This window comes from Virgibacillus sp. SK37 (assembly GCF_000725285.1).
Classification (GTDB): Bacteria; Bacillota; Bacilli; order Bacillales; family Amphibacillaceae; genus Virgibacillus_Q.
Genome location: NZ_CP007161.1, coordinates 2,721,599 through 2,745,970, shown reverse-complemented (window position 1 = coordinate 2,745,970; position 24,372 = coordinate 2,721,599). Strand labels below are relative to the sequence as shown.

The 24,372-nt window shown below is 39.1% G+C and carries 21 protein-coding genes; 12 read left to right on the top strand and 9 right to left on the bottom strand.

The window, feature by feature from the left end:
* Positions 1-61: 61 nt before the first annotated feature.
* The 6 genes from ilvC to ilvA all read left to right on the top strand — a co-directional run bounded on the left by ilvC (position 62) and on the right by ilvA (position 6,886).
* Positions 62-1,105, top strand: coding sequence for a ketol-acid reductoisomerase (gene ilvC, locus X953_RS13985; RefSeq protein ID WP_040956147.1), 1,044 nt, complete (start codon positions 62-64; stop codon positions 1,103-1,105).
* The gene (locus tag X953_RS13980) at positions 1,092-2,642 is read left to right on the top strand and encodes a 2-isopropylmalate synthase (RefSeq protein WP_040956146.1); all 1,551 of its coding nucleotides are present in this window, start codon (positions 1,092-1,094) and stop codon (positions 2,640-2,642) included. Before ilvC ends, X953_RS13980 begins: the two co-directional genes overlap by 14 nt.
* Before the next feature lie 84 nt (positions 2,643-2,726).
* Positions 2,727-3,833: a 3-isopropylmalate dehydrogenase gene (leuB, locus tag X953_RS13975; RefSeq protein ID WP_040956145.1), complete on the top strand. Its 1,107-nt coding sequence runs from the start codon at positions 2,727-2,729 to the stop codon at positions 3,831-3,833.
* Positions 3,834-3,848: 15 nt separating this feature from the next.
* Complete coding sequence (gene leuC / locus X953_RS13970; RefSeq protein ID WP_040956144.1) at positions 3,849-5,255, top strand: 3-isopropylmalate dehydratase large subunit; 1,407 nt, start codon at positions 3,849-3,851, stop codon at positions 5,253-5,255.
* A gap of 11 nt (positions 5,256-5,266) precedes the next feature.
* A complete protein-coding gene (gene leuD, locus X953_RS13965) occupies positions 5,267-5,845 on the top strand; it encodes a 3-isopropylmalate dehydratase small subunit (RefSeq protein ID WP_040956143.1) in 579 nt (192 codons plus the stop codon).
* A 54-nt stretch (positions 5,846-5,899) separates the two neighbouring features.
* Positions 5,900-6,886: a threonine ammonia-lyase gene (gene ilvA, locus X953_RS13960; protein ID WP_084715697.1), complete on the top strand. Its 987-nt coding sequence runs from the start codon at positions 5,900-5,902 to the stop codon at positions 6,884-6,886.
* 617 nt (positions 6,887-7,503) lie between these two features.
* Here the strand turns inward: ilvA and X953_RS13955 are convergent.
* Positions 7,504-8,361 carry a YitT family protein gene (locus X953_RS13955; RefSeq protein WP_040956141.1) on the bottom strand — a complete coding sequence of 286 codons (858 nt, stop codon included), beginning with the start codon at positions 8,359-8,361 and terminating at the stop codon, positions 7,504-7,506.
* A gap of 169 nt (positions 8,362-8,530) precedes the next feature.
* Complete coding sequence (locus X953_RS13950; protein ID WP_040956140.1) at positions 8,531-8,992, bottom strand: CoxG family protein; 462 nt, start codon at positions 8,990-8,992, stop codon at positions 8,531-8,533.
* Positions 8,993-9,239: 247 nt separating this feature from the next.
* On the opposite strand from X953_RS13950, the gene X953_RS13945 reads away from it, so the two are divergent.
* The gene (locus tag X953_RS13945) at positions 9,240-10,628 is read left to right on the top strand and encodes a M17 family metallopeptidase (RefSeq protein ID WP_040956139.1); all 1,389 of its coding nucleotides are present in this window, start codon (positions 9,240-9,242) and stop codon (positions 10,626-10,628) included.
* 99 nt (positions 10,629-10,727) lie between these two features.
* Here X953_RS13945 and X953_RS13940 read toward each other — a convergent pair whose 3' ends face one another.
* From X953_RS13940 to rfbA, 7 genes are read right to left on the bottom strand one after another with little or no spacing between them, the layout of a single operon-like run.
* Positions 10,728-12,455 carry a DUF6044 family protein gene (locus X953_RS13940; RefSeq protein ID WP_040956138.1) on the bottom strand — a complete coding sequence of 576 codons (1,728 nt, stop codon included), beginning with the start codon at positions 12,453-12,455 and terminating at the stop codon, positions 10,728-10,730.
* Positions 12,418-13,548, bottom strand: coding sequence for a dTDP-4-amino-4,6-dideoxygalactose transaminase (gene rffA, locus X953_RS13935; protein WP_040957124.1), 1,131 nt, complete (start codon positions 13,546-13,548; stop codon positions 12,418-12,420). Before rffA ends, X953_RS13940 begins: the two co-directional genes overlap by 38 nt.
* Before the next feature lie 5 nt (positions 13,549-13,553).
* Complete coding sequence (locus X953_RS13930) at positions 13,554-13,910, bottom strand: EamA family transporter (RefSeq protein WP_040956137.1); 357 nt, start codon at positions 13,908-13,910, stop codon at positions 13,554-13,556.
* A 3-nt stretch (positions 13,911-13,913) separates the two neighbouring features.
* Complete coding sequence (locus X953_RS13925) at positions 13,914-14,603, bottom strand: GNAT family N-acetyltransferase (protein ID WP_084715695.1); 690 nt, start codon at positions 14,601-14,603, stop codon at positions 13,914-13,916.
* Positions 14,604-14,608: 5 nt separating this feature from the next.
* A complete protein-coding gene (locus tag X953_RS13920; RefSeq protein ID WP_040957122.1) occupies positions 14,609-15,574 on the bottom strand; it encodes a glycosyltransferase family 2 protein in 966 nt (321 codons plus the stop codon).
* A complete protein-coding gene (rfbB, locus tag X953_RS13915; RefSeq protein WP_040956136.1) occupies positions 15,547-16,587 on the bottom strand; it encodes a dTDP-glucose 4,6-dehydratase in 1,041 nt (346 codons plus the stop codon). Before rfbB ends, X953_RS13920 begins: the two co-directional genes overlap by 28 nt.
* On the bottom strand, positions 16,584-17,510 hold the full coding sequence (rfbA, locus tag X953_RS13910; protein WP_040956135.1) for a glucose-1-phosphate thymidylyltransferase RfbA: 927 nt from the start codon (positions 17,508-17,510) through the stop codon (positions 16,584-16,586). Before rfbA ends, rfbB begins: the two co-directional genes overlap by 4 nt.
* A 412-nt stretch (positions 17,511-17,922) precedes the next feature.
* On the opposite strand from rfbA, the gene X953_RS13905 reads away from it, so the two are divergent.
* The 5 genes from X953_RS13905 (at position 17,923) to opp4A (ending at position 23,755) form a co-directional block, all read left to right on the top strand.
* Entirely contained in the window at positions 17,923-18,939 is a 1,017-nt protein-coding gene (locus X953_RS13905; protein WP_040957121.1) for an ABC transporter ATP-binding protein, read from the top strand.
* Positions 18,926-19,858 (top strand): ABC transporter ATP-binding protein, encoded by a 933-nt coding sequence (locus X953_RS13900; protein WP_040956134.1) that lies wholly within the window; start codon positions 18,926-18,928, stop codon positions 19,856-19,858. The genes X953_RS13905 and X953_RS13900 overlap by 14 nt, the downstream gene beginning before the upstream one ends.
* Before the next feature lies 1 nt (position 19,859).
* The gene (gene opp4B, locus X953_RS13895) at positions 19,860-20,822 is read left to right on the top strand and encodes an oligopeptide ABC transporter permease (RefSeq protein WP_040956133.1); all 963 of its coding nucleotides are present in this window, start codon (positions 19,860-19,862) and stop codon (positions 20,820-20,822) included.
* Positions 20,823-20,849: 27 nt separating this feature from the next.
* Positions 20,850-21,764, top strand: coding sequence for an ABC transporter permease (locus X953_RS13890; RefSeq protein WP_040956132.1), 915 nt, complete (start codon positions 20,850-20,852; stop codon positions 21,762-21,764).
* Positions 21,765-21,901: 137 nt separating this feature from the next.
* On the top strand, positions 21,902-23,755 hold the full coding sequence (gene opp4A / locus X953_RS13885) for an oligopeptide ABC transporter substrate-binding protein (RefSeq protein WP_040956131.1): 1,854 nt from the start codon (positions 21,902-21,904) through the stop codon (positions 23,753-23,755).
* Positions 23,756-24,372 lie beyond the last annotated feature (617 nt).

Sequence of the window (24,372 nt, the reverse complement as noted above, 5' to 3'; positions counted from 1 at the left end):
GAATCTGAAAATACCCTTAGATTGAAGAGATAAAAAAACAAAAAACGAGAGGAAGATTAATATGTCAAAAGTACTTTATGAAAAAGATATCCAAAAAGAGGTTTTACAAGGAAAGAAAATTGCAGTAGTAGGATATGGATCTCAAGGTCATGCCCATGCATTAAACCTTCGTGAAAGTGGATATGATGTAGTGGTTGGACTTCGCCCTGGTAAATCCCAACAGAAAGCGGAACAAGATGGATTCCAGGTTGTACCAGTAGCCGATGCAGTAAGTCAGTCCGAAGTAGTAATGGTGTTGCTGCCGGATGAACTGCAAACCGCTGTCTATAATGAAAGCATTAAGCCGAATCTTCAGGCTGGAAATGCAATAGCATTTGCCCATGGTTTTAATGTACATTTCAGCCAAATTGTCCCTCCAGAAGATGTAGATGTATTTTTGGTAGCACCGAAAGGACCTGGACATCTAGTGCGTAGAACATATGAAGAAGGTGCAGGGGTTCCTGCATTATATGGTGTATACCAAGACGTTACAGGGCAGGCAAAGGAGTTGGCACTTGCGTACGCACAGGGAATTGGAGCTGCAAGGGCAGGTGTATTGGAAACAAGCTTCCAGGAAGAAACGGAAACAGATCTTTTCGGAGAGCAGGCGGTATTATGCGGCGGTGTGACTAGCCTCATTAAAGCTGGATTTGAAACATTAACAGAAGCTGGCTATCAACCGGAAGTTGCTTACTTTGAATGTTTACATGAAATGAAATTGATTGTTGACCTTCTCTATGAAGGTGGATTGGAAAATATGCGTTATTCCATCTCAGACACGGCTCAATGGGGAGATTTTGTATCAGGCCCTCGAGTTATTGATGAGAATACCAAAGCTCGCATGAAGGATATTTTAACAGATGTGCAAACAGGTCAATTCGCTAAAGGATGGATTCTCGAAAACCAAGCAAATCGTCCTCAATTCAATGCAATTAATGCTAAAGAGAATCAACATCCAATTGAAAAAGTAGGAAGGGAGTTACGTGAATTAATGCCTTTTGTTAAACAACCATTGCAAAACAAAAATAAACAGCAAAAGGATGTGAAAGAGCATGTCACAAATTAGAATTTTTGACACAACCCTAAGAGATGGGGAGCAGTCACCTGGTGTAAACCTAAACCAACTTGAAAAGCTAGAAATTGCAAAACAGTTGGAACGTTTAGGTGTAAGCAGGATGGAAGCGGGTTTTCCTGCTTCCTCCAAAGGTGACTTCAATGCAGTTAAAGCAATAGCCGATACGATTAAAAACACATCCGTAACTGCATTGGCAAGAACGGTGAGAACGGATATTGATACAGCATGGGAAGCCTTAAAAGGCGCAGCTGAACCTAGCATTCATTTGTTTCTTGCCACATCACCCATCCATATGACTTACAAGCTAAAACAGACTCCGGATCAAGTGATTGAAACCGCAGTTAATATGGTGGCATACGCAAAACAGAAATTTACTCATGTTCAATGGTCTGCAGAAGATGCTTCTCGTTCTGATTGGGAATTCTTGGCGCAAATCATTGAAAAGGTTATTGACGCTGGTGCTACAGTGATTAACCTGCCGGATACAGTAGGCTACACAACGCCTTTGGAATATGGAAATATGTTTAAATATATAAAAGACAATGTGCCTAACATAGACCAAGCCAGTCTTTCATGTCATTGTCACAATGACCTTGGCATGGCAGTAGCGAACTCCATAGCTGCAGTGCAAAACGGGGCGACACAAATAGAGGGAACTATTAATGGTATTGGTGAACGAGCAGGCAATGCTTCCTTGGAAGAGGTGGCTGTTGCTTTGAAGATTCGTTCCGATTTTTATCCATATACTACAGGATTAAAACTAGATGAAATCAAACGAACCAGTGACTTGGTAGCAAAATTAACCGGAATGTACGTTCAGGCAAACAAAGCGGTTGTCGGAAGAAATGCTTTTGCTCACGAGTCAGGTATCCATCAGGATGGCGTACTCAAGAATGCATCTACCTATGAGATTATCACACCAGAAATGGTCGGAGTGAAATCCAATACGTTGTTCATGGGCAAACATTCTGGACGGCATGCGTTTAAGGATAAAGTAAAAGAACTGGGAATAGATCTTACTGAAGATAAATTAAAGCAAGCATTTAAATTGTTTAAGCAATTAACGGATCATAAAAAAGAAGTCACAGACGATGATTTGTTTACAATTATTATGGAGGTTCAAACAGATACCGCTTCTGTAAACAAATATCAAATGGAGATGTTCCAAGTACAGTATGGTACTACTAATATACCTACAGCAACTGTACAGTTAAAAACTCCGAATGGAGAAACAGTGCATGCGGCACAGACTGCTTCAGGTAGTGTAGAAGCATTATATAAAACATTGGATGTTTTAATTGAAGAAAATTTACAGTTAATTGATTATCAATTGAACTCTGTTGGTGGAGGAAAGGATGCACTTGCAGAATCCCATGTACAGTTAATTGTGAACGGCGAGACAGTAAATGGGCGTGGTTCAGCTCAGGATGTTATAGAAGCATCAGGAAATGCATTCTTAAATGCAGTGAACAGATATATTGTTCAGCAAAGTAGTTTTATTAAACAAGAGGTCGGATCAGAAGTGTAAGCGAGAGCCATGCATGTGGCTCCGCTCAATAAACAATTGTTAGATTGGCAAAAGTTACGTATAAACATGGAGGAGGGCTATGGTATGAATAAGCAAATTATTTTATTGCCTGGAGACGGTGTTGGTAAAGAAATTATGGAGTCGGCAAAGGTAGTGTTAAATGCAGTAGCCAGTGAATTTGGGCATCGTTTTACATTTCATCAGCATGCAATCGGTGGAGAGGCAATTGATGCTTATGATACTCCATTGCCTGAAGATACAGTAAAAGCATGTAAGGGAGCAGATGCTATATTGCTTGGTGCTGTAGGAGGACCGAAATGGGACGTTCTTCCAGCTGCTAAAAGACCAGAAAAAGGTTTATTAGGTATACGTAAACAGTTAGGATTGTTTGCCAATTTACGCCCTATTAAAGGGTTTCCTTCCATGTTGCATGCTTCTCCACTTAAAGAGGAAGTTATTGCAGGAAGCGATATCCTGATCATTCGAGAACTCACAAGCGGGTTGTATTTTGGGGAACCGCGTGAACGGCGGGAAAACGGAAATGCAGTAGTTGATACGCTTTATTATCATCGATCCGAAATGGAGCGAATTATAGAAAAAGCCTTTGAAAGTGCAAGATTAAGAAATAATCATGTTACATCTGTAGATAAGGCTAATGTATTGGAATCAAGTCGAATGTGGCGAGAAATAGTTGAGGAAAAGAGTAAGAAATATCCAGATGTGAAAGTTGATCATATGCTTGTAGATGCTGCCGCAATGAAGCTGATTACACAGCCTAATTATTTTGATGTTATCGTTACAGAAAATTTATTTGGGGATATTTTAAGCGATGAAGCTTCCGTATTGACTGGTTCACTAGGAATGCTGCCATCGGCAAGTCTTCGATCAGATGGTCTAGGTCTGTATGAACCTGTCCATGGTTCAGCACCTGATATTGCAGGGCTTGGTGTTGCTAATCCAGTTGGAATGATCTTATCTGCTGCTATGATGCTAAGATACTCTTTTCAGATGGAAGATGAAGCCGCAGAGATAGAGCGGGCAGTTAATGATTGTCTGGACCAAGGATACCATACTGCTGATCTCTCCAGTAATGGCGGGACAAAGGTAGGGACGAAGGAGATGACAGCAGCCATTGTTGATTCACTGACAACCAAAAGTGTTTCAGACAGCATTTGCAGTATGTATGCTTAACGAGGGGTGTAAGAAATGGGGAAACCACAAACGATTATAGAGAAAATATGGGATAAACATGTAGTTCACCAAGAGAAAGGCAAGCCAGATTTATTATATATTGATCTGCATTTGGTTCATGAAGTAACTTCACCGCAAGCGTTCGAAGGCTTGCGATTAAGTAATCGTAAGGTGCGGCGTCCAGATCTGACGTATGCTACGATGGATCATAATGTGCCTACACAAAATAGAGATGTAATAAAAGACGAGGTTTCCAAAAAGCAAATGGAAACCCTCCGGGACAATTGTAAGGAGAATGGTATTAAACTTGCAGATATGTTCCATCCTGACCAGGGTATTGTCCATGTCATTGGCCCACAGCTCGGTCTTACCCAACCTGGAAAGACAATTGTTTGTGGGGATAGCCATACATCAACACATGGAGCTTTTGGTGCTCTAGCCTTTGGAATTGGTACTAGTGAAGTGGAGCATGTGCTTGCTACTCAGACCATTTGGCAAGAACGCCCTAAAACGTTAAATGTCCAGGTGGAAGGTGAATTAGGCCGTGGAGTTACTGCAAAAGATTTGATTCTTGCAATTATTGCTAAATTCGGTGTGAGATTTGGAACTGGCTATGTTATTGAGTATACAGGTAAGGCCGTTCGCAATCTTTCCATGGAAGGAAGAATGACTGTCTGTAATATGTCCATCGAAGCAGGAGCGAGAGCCGGTTTAATTAGTCCAGATGAAACAACGGTTGAATTTTTAAAAGGGAAAGAGTATGTACCAGACGGTGAAGCATTTGAGGAGTTGGCAGATTCCTGGCTACAATTAGCCACAGATGAAGGAGCTAAATACGATAAAACAGTTACTATTAATGCAGAGGAAATTGAACCACAGGTTTCCTGGGGAACAAATCCAGGAATGTGCGTTCCAGTTAGCGGAAAAACACCTGATCTAAAAGAAGTGGACTATCGTGAAGATGTAGAGCGCGCATTGGAATACATGGGGTTAGAAGAAAATCAGCCGATTACATCTATTGAAATCGACCATGTTTTTATCGGTTCTTGTACCAATTCACGCTTGAGTGATTTACAAAAGGCAGCTTCTATTGTGGAAGGGAAAAAAGTGAAACAAAACGTCCGTGCCATTGTTGTTCCTGGTTCCTTCAGTATAAAAATGCAGGCTGAAAAAGAAGGACTCGATGTAATTTTTAAACAAGCAGGCTTTGAATGGCGGGAAGCGGGTTGCAGTATGTGTCTGGCGATGAATGATGATATTGTACCACCTGGTGGAAGATGTGCCTCAACATCCAATCGTAATTTTGAAGGACGTCAAGGAAATGGTTCAAGAACTCACTTGGTAAGCCCGGAAATGGCTGCTGCAGCTGCTATAGAAGGACACTTTGTTGATGTTAGAAGATATGCGGGAGTTCCGATTTAGGGGGTGCAAACATGGAAGCAATTAAAGAACACAAAGGATACGTTTATCCATTAAACCGTACCAATATTGACACTGATCAGATTATCCCAAAACAGTTTTTAAAACGCATTGAACGTACAGGGTTTGGCCAGTTTCTATTCTACCATTGGCGGTTTGACGATAAGGGAAATAAACGTCAGAACTTTGCATTAAATAAAGAGGCTTATAAAGGTGTAACTATTTTACTGGCTGGAGAAAATTTTGGTTGTGGTTCTTCTCGTGAACATGCACCTTGGGCATTGTTGGATTATGGTTTTCGTGTAATTATTGCCCCAAGCTTTGCAGATATTTTTTATAACAATGCATTAAAAAATGGAATTATACCAATTCAACTTGATGAGGAACAAATTGGAGTATGGATGAAACAGGCTGAAGAAGCTTCTATGACCTTGGAAATAGATTTAGTTAATCAACGGATAACGGATTCAGCAGGGAATAACATAAGCTTCGAAATTCCTGCATACCATAAAGAAAAACTTATTAATGGTTGGGATGAAATTGCTCTTACCTTGAAACATGAGGATAAGATCCGTGCATATGAAGTACGGTAATTTGGCAAGAAAAAAATGAAGACGAATTTATTTTTATAAGAGGAGTGTGAACCAATTGGGAATTGCTTAACAGGTGAAAAGATTCATACGGCGTTAGGGAGACTAACGCCAATCGTTCACCGGACACCTTTAATAACATCGGAGACAACAAATAAACTAGTTGGTAAAAAGGTTTATTTTAAAATGGAAAATCAGCAAAAAACGGGTGCTTTTAAGTTTAGAGGTGCTACCTTCAAACTTATGCAAATGCCGAAAAGCCAACTGAAAAAAGGTGTGATCACTGCTTCTGCAGGAAATCATGCCCAGGGGGTTGCTTATGCTGCTGCCAAATTAGGAGTGAAAGCTACTATTTATATGGCAGAAAAAACGCCACTTGCAAAAGTAAATGCAACCAGAAACTACGGGGCTGAGGTAGTGTTAACGGGCGAGACCTTCCAGGAAGCGTATGAGGCTTCTGTGCAAAAACAGATGCAGAGTGGAGCTGTGTATATTCATCCGTTTGATGATTATGATGTAATGGCAGGCCAAGGAACAATTGCTATGGAAATGCTTAAACAAGAGGATCGAATAGATACGATCCTTGCTCCAATTGGTGGTGGAGGATTAATATCGGGGATTGCTGTAGCTGCAAAGCACGTCAATCGGAATATAAAGGTGATCGGCGTACAAGCAGAAGGAGCCTCGGCCATGCATAATAGTTATCATAGCGGTAAGTTAAAAAAAGATAAGACAGTATCCACAATTGCTGAGGGAATTGCAGTAAAGCAACCTGGAGAGCATACTTTTCCAATTATTCAGGAATACGTAGATGATATTGTTACAGTAACGGATGAAGAAATTGCTTCTGCAATTGTTTATATGTTGGAGAGGAATAAGACGTTAATGGAAGGAGCAGGTGCTGCTACCCTTGCTGCATTGTTCGCACATAATGATAAGATAAGCTCAAGGCATCTTGGTGTTGTAGTCAGTGGTGGAAATATGGATATCAACACAATGGCCAAGATCCAGAACCTTGCTAAAAAGTTACACCAGCCCGCTTAGGGTAATAGAAAAAGGATTCATCTTTATATAATAAAAGGTGAATCCTTTTTCTATAAGGCAATATGGTATTAATTGTACCCCAACTAGTTCACAATGTAGATAAACTGCGACGTAACTTTAGTACTCTAAGCGGCCGTTGCGGAAAACACACTCCGCTTTCCGTGGGCAACGCTTCAGCTTCCTCGGAAGAAAACCACTTCCTGCGGGATCTTCAGCTGGGGCTGCGACTCCTCGCCCCATCAAAAAGCCCTGTTGCTTTTCCCACAGGAGTCTTCGTGTTTTTCCTCCACTGGTAAAGTGGTTAGATATTAACCCGCTATTTATGGTTTAAAGCAGATGCAAATTGATTGGAGCGGAAGGGGGCGACTCCTGCCGGAATAGCATGAGCTGAAGACCCTGCACGGAGCGTAGCGGAGGAAGCGGCTGAAGCCATGCCGGCGGCAAAGAAGACACTGCGAGGTAGCGAGCAGATGTCGCACTTGTACCCGGAGGTGTGAAAGCGTCCCCCTGCAGCGGAAATCAATGGGTCCATCTGCTTCCTTAAAATTAGATATACTTTAGTTCGCAGTTTTCTCCAACTCCGCACATGTTTATCTTTTAACACCGATTCCTATGTTTTATAGCTTTTGTCCATAATATTTGTCTAAGGTGAATCCACGCCCGAGTATTTCAGAAGCATTAAGGAAAATAACAAATGATGTGGGTATCTGTTTTTGTAGAATCTTCTTTAATTGAATCGCTTCCTGTTGTTCAGCTACACAGAGAATCATTGTCTTATCCATATTAGAATACCCTCCGACTGAGCGAACCTTAGTAAGCCCACGGTCGATATTTTCCCTAATCAATGATTGAGTTTTCTCTTCTTCTTCTGTAATAATCATAATTAATTTCGTTGCAGAGGTTCGAAGCTGTACGATATCAATTGTCTTACTTGTTATATAGATACACATTAAAGCAAATAAAGTTAATTCTAAATTAAAGACAATAATAGATGAAATTACTACAAATCCATCAACAATTAGTTGAGAGTATCCACTAGATAAGCCGGTAACCTTTTTCACAATTTGTGCAATTGCAGCAGTTCCTCCGGTGGAGCCGTTTCCCTTATATACAATACCAAGACCGGTTCCGAGAATAATTCCTCCATAAAGTGCCCCTAATAAGGGATTCGTAATGGTGTATGGTATATCCGCGCTGAGCCAAATAACAAAGGGCACCCAAAATGTTCCGAGCAACGTTTTCCAACTAAAGTCTTTTCCTAAAGCGAGCCAACCAATAACGAAGATAGGTATATTAATCAGAAACTGCGTATATGCAGGACTTAAATTATATAGTTCATAAAGGATAGTGCTAATTCCTGAGATCCCACCAGCAGCCAGCTTAGAGGGGAGAAGGAACAAGTTATATGATAGGCCAACCAATGTGGCGCCTACAATAATTTGAAAATATTCCAAGGCGGTTTTATTTTTGTTCATATGTTTTTTTCCTTTCCTTGTAAAACTAGTACCTGCTATATTCTAACACTAGGAAGGGAGCTAGTAAACTTCAGCACATACAAAACGTAATGAATTAGTTACATAGTTAAAATGATTTGAAAAATAAAAAGCACAATTGCCTCGGCAAATTGTGCAGTAAAAACGTTAGTTATTTAAGGGCAGGCATAGGTTGACGGGCCATCATCCGTTTTGCTACAGATTCTGTTAACCCTTTGGTTGTTTTGGGAACAATGCTTTTTAATATGGAATTAATCATCGGCGCCATAACTCCTTTTGCAGCTATTGATAAATGCCCGGTCATCTCCGTTGTAATCGAATCAACTTCTTTAGCTATAAAATAACCTTTCCCGGATACATTTTCACTTAGTCCAGTTAGGTTAAATGTAACACTACTAGGTTCTTTCCATTCCTCGATATCTATCCTTAACGTTACTGTTTTCTGAATGAATCCTGATTCACCTTTTAACTTCCATATCGACTGTTTTTTATTCAAAATTTTATGGCTCAGATAACCTGGGACTAAGGGAGCCCAATTATCCATGTCACTGATAAAATTCCATGTAGTTTCAATTGGTACTTTCATGCATAACTGATGAATTCCACTAGGCACATTTGTTCCTCCTTGTATGTATTTATCGAAAGTATTTCTGCACACATTGCTTATTATATGGAGAGGGTTATCGTTTTAGAATCTAATTTTATTTTATTTTTCCTTGTGCGAGGATAGTCTTTCTTCCTTCTAATGATATCTTGGTTGCTGGTCTCCTGACAATATATAGTAGCATAAATTTGCAAAAAAGAGGGATTAATCCTTCGTATGTCGAAATAAGTAGTGAAATATAAAGGAGAGTGTATATATGTTAAACAGTACAAAGATTTTATTTACAACAGATACCCAAGTACAAAATAATTCTGCTTTTAAGCAATTTACAGAGAGATATCCCTCTGAAGTATTTTCAACATTCCTGAATGGAGAATGTATAATTATTGGAAAAACGGGGAGAAAGGCACCCACTTTTGAAGACATTCGTATGCTTGCTGGAAGCATGGCTAAAGAAATACAAAAGGGTGAGTTTGCTTTCGCTGAAGTACATGGTAAACAAATAATAGAAGCTTTTCCTTCCCTAGAAGAAAGCGATGCTATTACGGCATTTGTGGAAGGCTGGTATCTTGGAGGTTATACTTTTTCTACATATAAATCGAGCAAGGAAAAAGTACAAACAGAGCTGCGGATCACAGGAGGGGAGCAATTTCAAGCATTACTAGAGAAGGGAAAAATCCGCGCAGAAGCAATGGCATTTTCCCGTGATCTAATGAATGAAATTCCAAGTGTATTAAATCCTTCAACCTATCCGGAAATATTAAAAAAGGAATTTGCTAACACAGGTGTAGAGGTAAAGGTATTTGATAAAGCCGAACTGGAAGAAAGAGAGATGCATGGCGTTCTAACTGTCGGACGAGGAAGTATCCATGAACCTGCGTTTGTAGAACTAAGATATCGTGGGGATGAGTCAAAACCACTTGTGGCTTTGGTTGGAAAAGGTGTAACTTTCGATACAGGAGGGATTAGTTTAAAAAAAGGAAAAGATATTAGTGACATGCGAATGGACATGGGAGGTTCAGCTGCTGTAGCTGGTGCCATGAAGCTTATAGCTGCTTCCGAGTGGGAGGTAAACGTTGTAGCTTTAATTCCAGTTGTGGAAAATATTCCTGACAATACTGCTGTTATCCCTGGAGATGTTATTCATTATAAGAATGGAATGCACGTACAGGTTGGAAATACAGATGCTGAAGGAAGGTTAATTTTGGCTGATGGGTTATTAAGGGCAGGGGAGCTTGAAGCTAACTATGTAATAGATATCGCTACATTAACAGGTGCAATTGTTCATGCACTTGGTTCAAAGCTTGCTGGTGTGTTTGGTGATGATATATTAGCAAATGAGTTAAAAACAATAGGTCTGAAAAACGGAGATCATGTCTGGCCAATGCCTCTGGTGGATGAATATTTCAGTTACCTACACAGTGATTACGCTGACTTTAATAATACAAGTGGAAAAGGAGAAGCCGGCTCCATTGTTGCAGCACTATTTCTTCGTAAATTCGTGCCTGAAAACAGTAAATGGCTACATATAGACATGGCTGGTGTTATGCAAGGAGAAGATAAAGGGTACTATGCTAAATCAGCTACTGGATTTGGGGCCAGATTACTTGCAGATTTTACAACACATGTTTCAAATAAAAACTAAAGAGAAATACTAGTTTTGTTAATTTAATTTATACCAAAGGGGCAGCTCAGAGGATCTGCCCCTTGTTGTAGAAGAAACTCGCAATCTGGCTTACTCTAATCAGTTTTCACTTGCGCTTTGGTCAGGTACTTTATATAACCAGATTTTCCAGGCAGATGTTTTCGTTTTAAAGGTTTTTTCAAATTCTAAACCAAGCTCTTCATAATTTTCAATGGTAACAGCAGAAAAGATATATTCTCCACCCATGTTCCTTAAAGCTTTTACATTTATTTGAAGATCCTCAATTGCTCCGTCTTTTTCTTTAGTAAACAAGTAATCTTCTCCATGCTCGGCAACGTACATATAGAGTCTGCCACCCCAAGTATCAAAATAATTCTTAAGAGAAGGATTTTTATCCAGTTCACCTGCAATAATTTCCCTAAATTGCTTTTTATACTTTAGTGGGAAGCTATTGTTATACGTATCCAGAGTATAAAAACCATTATATTGAGCAATTGTTGGGTGCATGCCAATACTTACGACCCGATAGGCAGATTGCTTTTTGCCAATATAATTTTCTATTTCTTCAAAGAGATTCACCGCGTAAAATTCCTGAAATGTCGGTGTATCAAATTGACTGTATTTATTTTCTTCATTTAAAGGAAAGGCAATTGTGCATTGATAGACGATTAATATAACTGCAATGATTTTCCCAATCTTCCATCCAATGTTTTTACAGATAATTCCCAACGCAATAGCGAAACAGATGTACCATATCATTGGATCAAGAAAATGGATTCTTGAGAAATTAAATGTATTGGCAATCATGAAGTGGTCCTTTATTAAACGCATTCCTTCCCAGTACCAAAGTGCATACCAAATAGATAAAAGCATATTAAAGATGAAAAGACTTAACAATAATTTTGCTGCTTTGGCGTTACGAATGCCTGATATAAGTAGTGCTAATCCAATTACCGGTATGATTACTTTATATTGCAGAGCCAGATCATGGGTATGTCCATAAAGGAAATTTTCCAGGGATAGCTCCATTGTTCTACCGAAGGAATTATGTCCGAGATCTAAAGCATCGCGATGGGACGTGAAACCAGCGTCAAAAAACATAGAATGAATTAGCATGTAATTTTTAGCTAAATATATGGCAGTCATTCCAGCTATTGCTGTGAAGAAAGGCCAATTACTTTCTCGCAATTTGATCCAATCAACTATCCATACTACTCCCAATAAACCAAGAAAAAATACGAAGCTTAAAACGAAATTTGAAAAAAATGTAATACATAAAAGGGCTATCCAATGGTACCACGAACTGTTCCAACCCTTTTCACGAATAGTTAAAAAGATATATAAAGCTAATGGCAGACCAGCAATGGAAAGCATTCCTGAAGGCCAAAAAGGTAATAAGGCAAAACAAAGGGAAACTCCTGTGCTAATTAATCTATAGTTTGCTCTCTCTTTTCCAAATGTATAGGTTAATAGTAAATACATTCCAAAAAAGGCTGTAAAACGCATGATTGTCTGACCAATCGTATATGCTGTCATTGGTTCAAACAGGTAATAAATCCAAACCATTGCATCAAATGGAGAAGAAAGCGCACTCCTTGGCAGTCCATTAATCGCATAAGGGAGCATAGCATCAGAGAGAGAAAAAATCTGGCCACTTTCAGCTAGCAGCTTATACCAAACAATATTCGAGTCCATATTATCATGAACCCTAATATGTGTATCCTCTCCTAATATATAATAGGGGAGAAGATATGCGAATATTATTAGGCAGGCGATACCTAATAATACTTTATTCTTGGTAAAATTTTTGGATATGGTTGACCACATGGTTTATTTCCTCTTTCTCAATTCCATAATAAAGTGGTAGGCGAATTATTTTTTCACTCTCTGAGGTGGTATAATGATCTTTTCCCACGTAAGTACCAAATCTCAACCCGGCTTGTGAATTGTGAAGCGGCACATAATGGCTTACAGCCATTATGTTATTCTCCTTCAGATAATCCATAAGTTCACTTCGTTCCGCAAGACTTTGTACTTTAATATAAAACATATGCGCATTGTGCGTACAGTCTTTTGGAATTTCTGGCAGTGTTATAAAACGCTGAGCTTCCAGTTGCTGTAATCCTGTTTTATACCAGAGCCAAGCCTTCATTCTTTCCTCATAAATTTCTTCTGCGTTATCAAGTTGTACAGATAAAAATGCTGCATTTAATTCACTAAGAAGATAGGAGGAACCGACGTCTCGCCATGTATATTTATCCACTTCTCCACGGATAAATTGAGATCGGTTGGTGCCTTTTTCCTGAATAATTTCTGCGCGCTTACAAGCATCTTTATCATTGATGAGCAACGCGCCACCCTCTCCACATTGGTAATTTTTTGTTTCATGAAAGCTGATCGTACCAAAATGCCCAATCGTACCTAGTGCTTTCCCTTTATATGTACTCATTAAGCCTTGTGCGGCATCCTCCACAACAAATAAATTATATTGATCTGCTAATTTCATTATGGAGTCCATTTCGCAACTCACCCCAGCATAATGTACTACAACAATCGCTTTCGTTCGTTTTGTGATTGCTTTTTCGATTGCTTCTGGATCAATATTCATCGTATCTGGAAGTACATCAACAAAACGAATGGAGGCACCTCGCAAAGCAAAGGCATTTGCTGTGGAAACAAACGTGTAGGATGGCATGATAACCTCGTCGCCGGGACCTACGTTTGTTAATATGGCTGTCATTTCCAATGCAGCAGTACAAGAGGGAGTAAGTAATGCTTTCTTACAATCCAATTTTTCTTCCAGCCATTGCGCACTTTTCTTTCCAAAAGCCCCATTACCGGATAGTTTGCCACTTGTGATTGCTTGTTGGACAGCGACAGATTCTTTTCCTGTAACACATGGTTTGTTAAATGGTATCAACATCATCACCTCATCACAATAATCCCTAGAATAATTAACGAAAATCCAATTACCTTTTGCATAGAAACTGGTTCACCGAATAGCAGGGCAGATAGAATAAAAACTAAAACGAAGGAAAGGCTCATAAATGGGTATGCATAACTAATATCAAACTTCGTCATGGCAGCCATCCAGCTTAAAGCAGCCAGAAAAGCTGCAAAGAAGCCGGATAGCACCCACGGATTAAGCAATAATTGAAGTAATACTGTGAATTTAGCTATCCATGTATCTGGCAGACTTCCAAACTGATTCATTTTCCATTTCAGAATTAGCTGGCCATATACCGTAAAGAAAATAGTACTGAATATGTACAAGTATCCCATCTCTTATCCTCCAACCGGCAGTGAGCCATTTAATTTATGATACACATCCACCGTATTTCTCAACTTAAATCCAGTTGAGATAAATAAGTTTAATGATGGTAGATTGGAAGGAGAAATGGATGTTACAAGCTCATCTTCATCTATCAATGAGAAATGCTCAGAAGCTCCTTTACTTAAAAAAGGTTTTGCAAGTCCTTTACCACGGTAAGAAGCATCCATTCCCAGTAATAGGATTTTATTACCTTCATAAGCATAAAACCCTGCGGTGTTTCCTTCGTATTTCAGTGCCATAATCTGATCCTTTTCTATCAGGTCTTTTACCCAATTTACATATCGATTATCTGCCATAAAATCCGGGATATTATAATCTCGGTGAAAGCGTCCTCCTTGAAAAGCTACAGCTGTTATCCGCAGAATTTCGTTTTTATCATAATTATAGCTTAACTCTATTCCTTCTTTTTTATTGTGTATCAAACCAGTTTTGTGGCAAACGGGCTCAATAAGTGTATCCACATAATAAAATCCGTATTTATTGAGTAACTCTGTGTTTGTATGTGGATCAATTTTTAATGTGAAATGGCCTTCTTTTTCATTACTTTGATGTAAAGCTTCTTCAGAAATGGAAGTAAGCTCATATGTTGGAATATGAAAATTACGTTGATCCCAGGGAGTAGGGCGCAAAAAGTTTTCCAAAATGATCAACTCCGTTTATTATTAGTTTTCAAATTGTCTGTTGTATCTCTTATAAGGTAAATTGGTCGAGCTTTTGTTTCATTAAATATCTTTCCAATGTAAAGACCGAGGATTCCCAAATTAGAAAAAATTAATCCACCTATGAAATAAATGGAAACCATTACACTCGTCCAACCTTGGACAGGAACTTTAAGAAAGAAGTAACGAAAGAATAAAAATAAGCCATATAATAGGGACAAAGCTGAAATGAGAAATCCGAATTGAATGGATAAACGCAATGGCTTATTAGACTGTGCAATGATCCCATCAGTTGCAAGTGTAATTAATTTTTTTAGATTATAGGAAGATTTCCCTTCGCTTCTTGGATGATGGTTAATTGGAATAGAGGTTGCTTTATATCCCATCCATTGTAGAAAAAGAGGGAAAAAGCGTGTCTGTTCTTTCATTTGTCGAAAACCATCGACTACTTTTTTACTACTGATACTGAAATTTGCTATGGTATGATCGGATGATTCTCCCGTAAAGTAATCATAAATCCGATAAAATAGCTGGGAAGATTTCTTTTTCAGCCATGAGTCTTTTCGTTCTATCCTTTTCCCGAAAACTACCTCATAACCCTCTAACGCTTTTTCATAAAGCTTGGGTATTTCCTCTGGCTGATCTTGTAAATCACAGTCCATCACGACAACCCAATCACCTGTTGTATAGTCAATTCCTGCAGTTATGGCATGGTGCTGTCCAAAATTTCGTGCTAGATCAATTCCTTTAATATTCTCATCTTTTTCCTTGAGTTGTTGAATGCTTTCCCAGGCATTATCAGGGCTGGCATCATTAACTAAGATAATCTCGTAATCTGCTGGGATAGGTAATACGGAGGTTGAGATACGTTCACAGAGTTCATGTAAACATGTTCTGCATCCATATACTGGTATGACAATAGATATTAATGGCTTTCGGCAAGAGATTTCCATCTTTTCACATACCATTCAACAGTTTTTATTAATCCATTCTTTAATTCTTCCTCCGCTCTCCAGCCGAGCTTTTGTCTAAGCTTACTATCATCTACTGCGTATCTTCGGTCATGTCCCAGCCTATCTTTTGTAAAGCTGATCAATTCAGTGAAACTATTCTTGTTAATTTCAGCTAAGCGTCCGCTTTCCATCTCATCAAGGATACCGCATATTGTTTTTACAACTTCTATATTCATCTTTTCGCTTCTGCCACCAATATTGAAAATTTCTCCTGCCTCAGCCTGGTGAAAGATAAGATCGATTGCTTTGCAATGATCCATAACATAAAGCCAATCTCTAATATTTTTTCCGTCCCCATAAATAGGAATAGGATTACCGGCTAACGCATTGAAAATAATGGTAGGTATAAGCTTCTCTTCATGCTGTCTTGGTCCATAATTATTGGATGAACTAGTTATAACAATGTTCATTCCATAGGTATACCCAAAGCTTTTAACTAGCAAATTGGCTCCAGCTTTTGATGCGCTATATGGGTTACGTGGATCATAAGGTGTATTCTCGCTAAACATTCCGTCTTCGCCAAGCGAGCCATACACTTCATCTGTGGAAATGTGATGGAACCGCCTCTGTGATAGCTCACCTTTACGCTCCCAGTCCATTTTCGCTGTTTGGAGAAGGACTTGTGTACCTAGGATGTTTGTATGGATAAATGCTGCAGCATCTTCAATAGAACGATCCACATGTGACTCGGCAGCAAAATGAACCACACCCCAAACGTCATACATCGTAAAAATAGATTCTATTAGCTCTTGGTCTGCAATATCTCCTTGTATAAATTCATAGTTTGGGTGATTTTCTAAACCCGATACGTTTTCGAGGTTACCCGCATAGGTTAATTTGTCTATATTAATAATCTGGTAGTCTGGATATTTATCGATCATGTATGCAACGAAATTGGAACCGATAAAACCGGCTCCTCCTGTAACAAGTAGTGTTTTATTGTGTTTTATCATTTTACCAATCCTAACATTGGGTTTTTCTCAATGCGATCCCAGTATTGTTCTGTATGCTTTCGGTCTGCAATTTCCAGAAGGTACTGCCCGTAATCATTTTTCTCCATTGATTTTCCTTTTTCGTAAAGAGCTTCTCTGGAAATATAACCAAGGTAATATGCTATTTCTTCCAAACAGGCGAGTTTGAATCCTTGTCGTTGCTGTGTTATTTTTACAAATTCAGACGCTTCAAATAAGGATTCGTGGGTACCTGCATCCATCCAGGCAAATCCTCTACCTAAAAGTTCAACATCAAGCTTGCCACGTTTTAAATATTCTTTGTTCAAATCCGTGATTTCCAACTCTCCTCTAGCGGAGGGCTTTAGTTTTTTAGTTAATTCGACAGCCTGATTATCGTAAATGTACAATCCGGTAACGGCAAAGTCAGATTTTGGTTTTTTCGGTTTCTCTTCCAAGGAAATAGCCTTTTGATGTGCATCAAATTCAACTACCCCAAAACGTTGTGGATCTTTCACACGATAACCAAAAACAGTGGCATGGCGATGGTTATTGATTGCGTTGCGAAGGAGTGTTGTAAAGCCTTGACCATAAAAAATATTGTCTCCAAGTATTAATGCAACTGAATCATCCCCAATAAACTCTTTTGAAATAGTAAGTGCTTCAGGTATCCCATTTGGATTACTCTGGTCTTTATAAGATATGGAAATGCCGAGGGAAGAACCATCTCCCAGCAAATCTTCAAAACGTGGTCTGTCAGCAGGAGTACTTATAATCATAAATTCCTTTATTCCTCCAAGCATTAAGACAGATAGTGGATAATAAATCATAGGTTTATCAAAAACGGCCAGCAGGTGCTTGTTCATGCTATCCGTACTAGGAGCAAGTCTGGTTCCGCTTCCTCCAGCTAATATAATACCTTTCATTGTTTAACACTCCTTCACGAGAGAATACTTCTTTTAAGACACCAATCAATCAAGCGTATGGTAACTATACTATTCTATTACCTTTTTTAAACATTAATAATCTTACAGTTATGTTTCAATACTGTGTCTGATAAAAATAAACAAATAATTTGTCTTAATTTACACTTAAAGATATAATAATCAGAATTTTTGGAAAAAGTATTGCTGTTTGTATTACTTTCCAATATACTCAGAAAAAGTCATTAAATTTTGATTACATTTCTATGTGTATTGCATTACGACCAACACATAAAGTTGCAAAATCTATACCCTATCTTTTATACCAAAATAATTTATTAGCTCCACGCATAGAGTAAAGGGACAACATTTCAGTACGAAATGTAACCAAAATAATTTTTTGGGGGTGATACTAATTAATAATCAAATCTTAAATGTAAGCAATTTAACTACTTCTTTTAGAATCAAAGATCATTACTATGCCGCTGTGGATAATGTTTCCCTTCAAGTTGATAAAAATGAAGTCCTGGCTATTGTAGGCGAATCAGGTTCAGGTAAAAGTGCACTTGCTTTCTCAATCATGGGTTTACATACACGCGCGAAAATGGAAGGCAATATTTATTTCAAGGGTGAGAATCTTGTAAATCTTCCTCCGGCAAAAATAAATAAATTGCGCGGGAAGGATATGGCAATGATTTTTCAGGATCCTCTAACTGCATTAAATCCATTAATGACCATAGGAGAACAAATAGGAGAGGCATTGCTTCTCCATAATAAAGCCATAACAAAGAAAAGCCGATATGAGCAGGTAATTAAACTATTAAATCTTGTCGGGATTGTAAGGCCTGAATATACATATCACCAATTTCCACATGAATTATCAGGAGGAATGAGGCAACGGGTCATCATTGCGATTGCCATTTCCAACAGCCCCGAATTACTGATAGCAGATGAACCAACAACTGCCCTTGATGTTACGATTCAAGCGCAAATATTGGATTTAATCAGGGAATTGAAGAACGAGATGCAAGCAGGAATTATATTAATAACCCATGATCTTGGGGTGGTTGCTGAAATGGCAGATCGTATTGCAGTTATGTATGCAGGAGAGATGGTCGAAATTGCTGATGTCCATACATTATTTGAAAACCCATTACATCCCTATACCCGATCCTTATTGAATTCTGTCCCGAATTCGAAGCAGAAACAAGAACGTTTGCATGTTATTCAGGGAGTCGTCCCTTCGTTACAGAATCTCCCAAGGAAAGGCTGCAGGTTTGCTCATCGGATTCCTTGGGTTTCCGAGACAGTTCATGAAAAGAACCCACAATTGCATGAAGTGGAACCATTTCACTACGTACGTTGTACTTGTTATAAGCATTTTGACTTTCTTGAAAAGAACAAGGAGGATCATAAACATGAAATTTCTTGAAGTAAGAAATCTAAAGGTGCATTTCCCAATCCGTGGAGGTCTGTTTAATCGAAAAATTGACGCTGTAAAAGCTGTAGATGATGTGTCATTTCAAATGGAAGAAGGGAAAACATATGGACTTGTGGGTGAATCGGGGTCGGGCAAAACTACCATTGGAAGAGCAATCGTGGGGCTAAATAAAATCACTGCGGGGAAGATTTTTTTTGAAGGGAAGGATTTAGCATCTGCACAAAATAAGTCACTTCGGAAAGATATTCAAATGATATTTCAGGATCCTTACTCCTCTTTAAACCCAAAAAAACGCGTGCTCGACATCGTAGCAGAGCCCATCCGCAATTATGAGTCACTTACTAGAAAAGAAGAAAAACAAATGGTTCAAGAACTGATGGAGCGAGTAGGTTTAAGCGCGGAAGCAATCTTGAAATACCCACATGAGTTTTCAGGTGGACAAAGACAGCGAATTGGTGTAGCACGAGCTATTGCTTTAAAGCCGAAATTGATTATTGCAGATGAACCGGTATCTGCATTAGATGTCTCTGTTCAGGCACAAGTATTGAATTTTATGCAGGATATTCAAAAAGATTTAAATTTAACATATCTATTTATTAGTCATGACTTGGGCATTGTTAAACATATGTGTGACCAAATTGGGATTATGTATAAAGGGAGGTACGTAGAATCAGGAAAAAAAGAGGATATTTTTACTAACCCACAACACATTTATACAAAGCGACTTATCGCAGCTATTCCGGATATTGACCCGAGAAACAGAGATTTCCAGAAAAACCTTCGAAAAGATGTTCAGAAAATGTACGACCAATCTTACCATGAGTATTTTGACAAAGAAGGGCTTGCTTATCATTTACAACATATATCGGAATCCCATCAAGTAGCATTGCCGCATAGGAAGGTTGATTAATATGTGGAAATTTATTGTTAGGAGATTGTTTATAACTGCACCGCAAATTGTGCTTTTAAGTGTGCTGGTATTTTTAATGGCTCAAATGATGCCTGGAGACGCGCTATCTGGTTTAATTGATCCGAATATCGACCCACAGGCGATTGAGCAACAAAGAGAAAATTTGGGGCTGAATAATCCTTGGTATGTTCAGTATAAGGATTGGGTTGTCTCCGCTTTACAAGGAGATCTTGGGCAGTCTTTTCGGTTTAAAATGCCTGTTACAGATCTTGTTGAACAACGTTTGATTAACACTTTTTGGTTGTCACTCACCACATTAATTATCACCTATTTAATTGCCATCCCTTTAGGAATTACAAGTGGAAGATTTAACGATACGCTAAAAGACCAAATCATTACAGGATATACTTATATTGGATTTGCTACACCGTTGTTTATTTTCGCATTGGTTATGCTTTGGCTATTCGGATTTCATTTTCAATGGTTTCCCACTAGTGGCAGTGTAGCTCCAGGGTCAGAGGCAGGGACACTTAGCTATGTTATCAGTAAATTACACCATTTATTACTACCAGCTATTTCAATGGCATTAATTACCACAGTAAATACCGTTCAATACTTAAGGAGCGAAATAATTGATACAAAGCAAAAGGATTTTATCATTACCGCAAGAGCAAAAGGGGCTTCGGAATCAAGAGTATATAACAGGCATATTCTTCGAAACTCACTTCTGCCTATCGCAGCGTTCTTTGGTTATGAAATAACTGGATTAATAGGTGGAACAGTATTTGTAGAGTTTATATATAGTTACCCAGGTATGGGATTGTTATTTATGGATTCGATATTACAAAGGGACTACAGTGTGGTGACATCCGTAGTTCTGTTGTTTGGTATTGCATCCATTCTGGGCGCGTTGTTATCGGATATTATCCTTAGCTTAATTGATCCGCGCATTCGTATTAAATAATCCGAAAAAAATACCGAGGTGATAATAATGGATTCAAAACATGCTTATGTGGAAGAAACGCAGGAACAGATGAGATCAGTTAAAAGCCCTTCAGGAATTAGTATTATGTGGAGAGAGCTGGTAAGGGATAAAGTAGCACTTTTCTCGCTTATATTTTTAATATTAATTACTACTTTTGTATATGGTATTTCACTTTTTTTAAGTAAAGAGGAGATTGTCACCGTTGATCTATTTGCTATTCACGAACCTCCTTCGTCGGAGTATTGGCTTGGAACGGATTATGGCGGGAGGGATATTTTTGGACAGCTTATTATTGGAACACGGAATTCGCTCTCGATTGGTATTCTTGTTACCTTAATGACTGGCTTTATAGGGATTATTTATGGGTTGGTATCCGGTTATTATGGAGGAACCATCGATAACATGTTAATGCGTATTGTGGACTTTTTTATGATTCTGCCCTTTTTAATGGTAATTATCGTGTTTGTTGCTATTGTCCCAAAGTATACAATTCTCTCTTTTTCCTTAATTATGACCGCATTTTTATGGATGGGGATTGCTAGATTAATAAGATCCAAGGCCCTACAGGAAAGGGAATTGGATTATGCACAAGCGTCCAGAACGTTAGGATCCTCCCACTTGAAAATTATGTTTACACAGGTCTTACCTAATTTAAGCTCTTTAATTATCGTAACAATGACGTTAAATTTGGCTGCAAATATTGGCTTGGAATCAGGATTATCCTTTTTAGGGTTTGGTTTTCCGGAATCCACTCCTAGTCTGGGGACACTCTTAGGGTATGCCAGAAACCCGCAGACGTTGGAGTTTAGGTGGTGGGTATGGGTGCCGGCAGCAGTGTTGATCTTTATTCTTATGCTAAGCGTGAGAAATGTTGGTGAAGCATTAAAACGAGCCACCGATGCTAGGCAACGACGAGGATAATCACTAACACAGCAAAAGTAACTTTTTTCATCAAGGAGGTGAAAGCTTGGGGGAGCTTAAGGAAATGTAGTTCATTGTTAGCTATTGGCATGTCAGTTGGTTACGAAAGCAGTTTATAAACAGGGGAGGTCATTCGAATGAAGAAGGTGCGCTTAGGAAAGTTATTTTTTGCTCTAATGGTTGTATTTTTACTTGTGCTTGCAGCTTGTAATTCTTCTACTTCAAAAGAGGGTGAGGCTGAGGGGGATAAAGAGAAGAAAACAGAGGAGAAAGGTAAAGAAGAGAAAAAAGAGGAAAAGAAGGATGGTTTATACTCTATTGATGATTTCAGCAATATTAAAACAAATGAAGGTGAAGCGATCGATGGGGGAACATTCACTTTTGGGTTAGTGTCTGATAGTGCTTTTGAAGGGACCTTGAATTGGAATTTTTACTCTGGTGACCCTGATGCGCAAATCCTGGATTGGTTTGATGAAGGGCTCCTTGATTGGGATGAAAACTATGTATATACAAATGACGGTGCAGCAACGTATGAAGTTTCAGAAGACGGACGGGTGTTTACTTTTAAAATCCGTGATAATGTAAATTGGCATGATGGAAATCCTGTAACTGCAGAAGATTGGTTATTTGCTCATGAAGTAATTGGTCATCCGGAATATGATGGGGTTCGTTATGGCTCCGACTTTACCAACATTGAAGGTATGGAAGCATACCATAATGGCGAAGCGGATACAATTTCAGGGATTAAAGTAATTGATGACAAGACATTGGAAATCACCTACATTGAATCTACTCCTTCTCTTGTTACGGGTGGTATCTGGTCTTATCCTTTAGCTAAGCATATCTTTGGAGATATGAAGGTAGCAGACATTTCGTCCTCGGCAGAAGTAAGGGAAAAGCCAATCGGATTTGGCCCGTTTAAAGTAGAAAGCATTGTACCAGGAGAATCTGTCGTGATGTCTAAGAACGAGGATTATTGGCGTGGGGAACCGAAGTTGGATGAGGTGACTGTAAAAGTCATTAATCCAAATGTTGTTGTCCAAGAGCTGGAAACAGGTGGCGTAGATACAGTAAGTTCCTTCCCTGTTGATCAATATCCAAAAAATGCTGAGATGTCAAATGTAGAATATCTTGGCATGATTGACCGAGCATATACGTACATTGGCTTTAAACTGGGCACCTGGGATAAAGAAAAGAAAGAGGTAAAACCGAACCCGGACGCAAAAATGGCTGATGTAAATTTACGTAAAGCAATGTGGCATGCCGTCGATAACAATGCAGTCGGAGAGAAGTTCTACAATGGTCTCCGCTGGAATGCCACCACACTTATTCCTCCATCTCATCCAGAATTTCATGATGAAACAAATCCAGGTGTAACATATGACCCTGAAGCTGCAAAAAAGATTCTTGATGAAGCAGGCTATGAAGATAAGGATGGGGACGGCTTCCGTGAAACACCTGAGGGAGAAGAATTGGTCATTAATTTTGCCTCTATGTCAGGAGGAGACACTGCTGAGCCGTTAGCAAATTATTATATACAATCATGGAAAGAAGTAGGATTGAATGTACAATTACTTGATGGGCGTTTGCAAGAATTTAATACATTCTACGATCGTGTAGGACAAAATGGGGATGATGATCCAGCAGTGGACATTTATCAAGGAGCATGGGGGGTAGGCATTGATGTGGATCCACGTGGGCTATATGCACGTGACGCATTGTTTAACTTCACACGCTATGCGAGTGAGAAGAATGATGAATTGCTGGAAAAAGGAGTTTCTGCCGAAGCCTTTGATAAGGATTACCGCAAGAAAGTCTATGATGAATGGCAACAATTAATGGTAGATGAAATTCCAGTATTCCCAACACTGTATAGATCTGAATTAGTACCTGTCAATAATCGTGTATTAAATTATGCCATTGGTGATGGTACAAAATTGTATAAGAGTGACATTGCTGTAACCCAAGAAGAAGCAATAACTGCAGAATAGGTTGGAAAGAGAAGCCCACAGAAGTAGGGCTTCTCTTTTAATTTTTAGGTTTTAAAATATGTGTTTGGGGTTTTTCAATGATTCGGAAAATAGATAAACTGCGACGTAACTTGATAGTACTCTAAGCGGCCGTTGCGGAAAAAACACTTCGCTTTCCGTGGGCAACGCTTCAGCTTCCTCGGAAGAAAACCACTTCCTGCGGGATCTTCAGCTGGGGCTGGGACTGCGTTTCCTCGTCCCATCGAAGACCATTTGCGATTCCTCGCCCCATCAAAAAGCCCTGTTGCTTTTCCCACAGGAGTCTTCGTGTTTTTCCTACACTGGTAAAGTGGTTAGATAATTACCCGCTATTTATGGTTTAAAGCAGATACAAATTGATTGGAGCGGAAGGGGGCGACTCCTACCGGAATAGCATGAGCTGAAGACCCTGGACGGAGCGTAGCGGAGGAAGCGGCTGAAGCCATGCCGGTGGAAAGCGTCCCCCTGTAGCGGAAATCAATGGGTCCGTCCACTTCATTAAAATGAGATATACTTTAGTTCGCGGTTTCCTCCAACTATGAATGCACAAAATACGATTGTACCCCAACATTTGCAGTAGAACCAATTTTTAACAGTGT

Bases quoted from the DNA above. Each gene is read 5' to 3' on its own strand.
- ilvC (WP_040956147.1), top strand. From the start codon at position 62: ATGTCAAAAGTACTTTATGAAAAAGATATCCAAAAAGAGGTTTTACAA.
- X953_RS13980 (WP_040956146.1), top strand. From the start codon at position 1,092: ATGTCACAAATTAGAATTTTTGACACAACCCTAAGAGATGGGGAGCAG.
- leuB (WP_040956145.1), top strand. From the start codon at position 2,727: ATGAATAAGCAAATTATTTTATTGCCTGGAGACGGTGTTGGTAAAGAA.
- leuC (WP_040956144.1), top strand. From the start codon at position 3,849: ATGGGGAAACCACAAACGATTATAGAGAAAATATGGGATAAACATGTA.
- leuD (WP_040956143.1), top strand. From the start codon at position 5,267: ATGGAAGCAATTAAAGAACACAAAGGATACGTTTATCCATTAAACCGT.
- X953_RS13955 (WP_040956141.1), bottom strand. From the start codon at position 8,361: ATGAACAAAAATAAAACCGCCTTGGAATATTTTCAAATTATTGTAGGC.
- X953_RS13945 (WP_040956139.1), top strand. From the start codon at position 9,240: ATGTTAAACAGTACAAAGATTTTATTTACAACAGATACCCAAGTACAA.
- X953_RS13940 (WP_040956138.1), bottom strand. From the start codon at position 12,455: ATGTGGTCAACCATATCCAAAAATTTTACCAAGAATAAAGTATTATTA.
- X953_RS13930 (WP_040956137.1), bottom strand. From the start codon at position 13,910: ATGGGATACTTGTACATATTCAGTACTATTTTCTTTACGGTATATGGC.
- X953_RS13920 (WP_040957122.1), bottom strand. From the start codon at position 15,574: ATGGAAATCTCTTGCCGAAAGCCATTAATATCTATTGTCATACCAGTA.
- rfbB (WP_040956136.1), bottom strand. From the start codon at position 16,587: ATGATAAAACACAATAAAACACTACTTGTTACAGGAGGAGCCGGTTTT.
- rfbA (WP_040956135.1), bottom strand. From the start codon at position 17,510: ATGAAAGGTATTATATTAGCTGGAGGAAGCGGAACCAGACTTGCTCCT.
- X953_RS13900 (WP_040956134.1), top strand. From the start codon at position 18,926: ATGAAATTTCTTGAAGTAAGAAATCTAAAGGTGCATTTCCCAATCCGT.
- opp4B (WP_040956133.1), top strand. From the start codon at position 19,860: ATGTGGAAATTTATTGTTAGGAGATTGTTTATAACTGCACCGCAAATT.
- X953_RS13890 (WP_040956132.1), top strand. From the start codon at position 20,850: ATGGATTCAAAACATGCTTATGTGGAAGAAACGCAGGAACAGATGAGA.
- opp4A (WP_040956131.1), top strand. From the start codon at position 21,902: ATGAAGAAGGTGCGCTTAGGAAAGTTATTTTTTGCTCTAATGGTTGTA.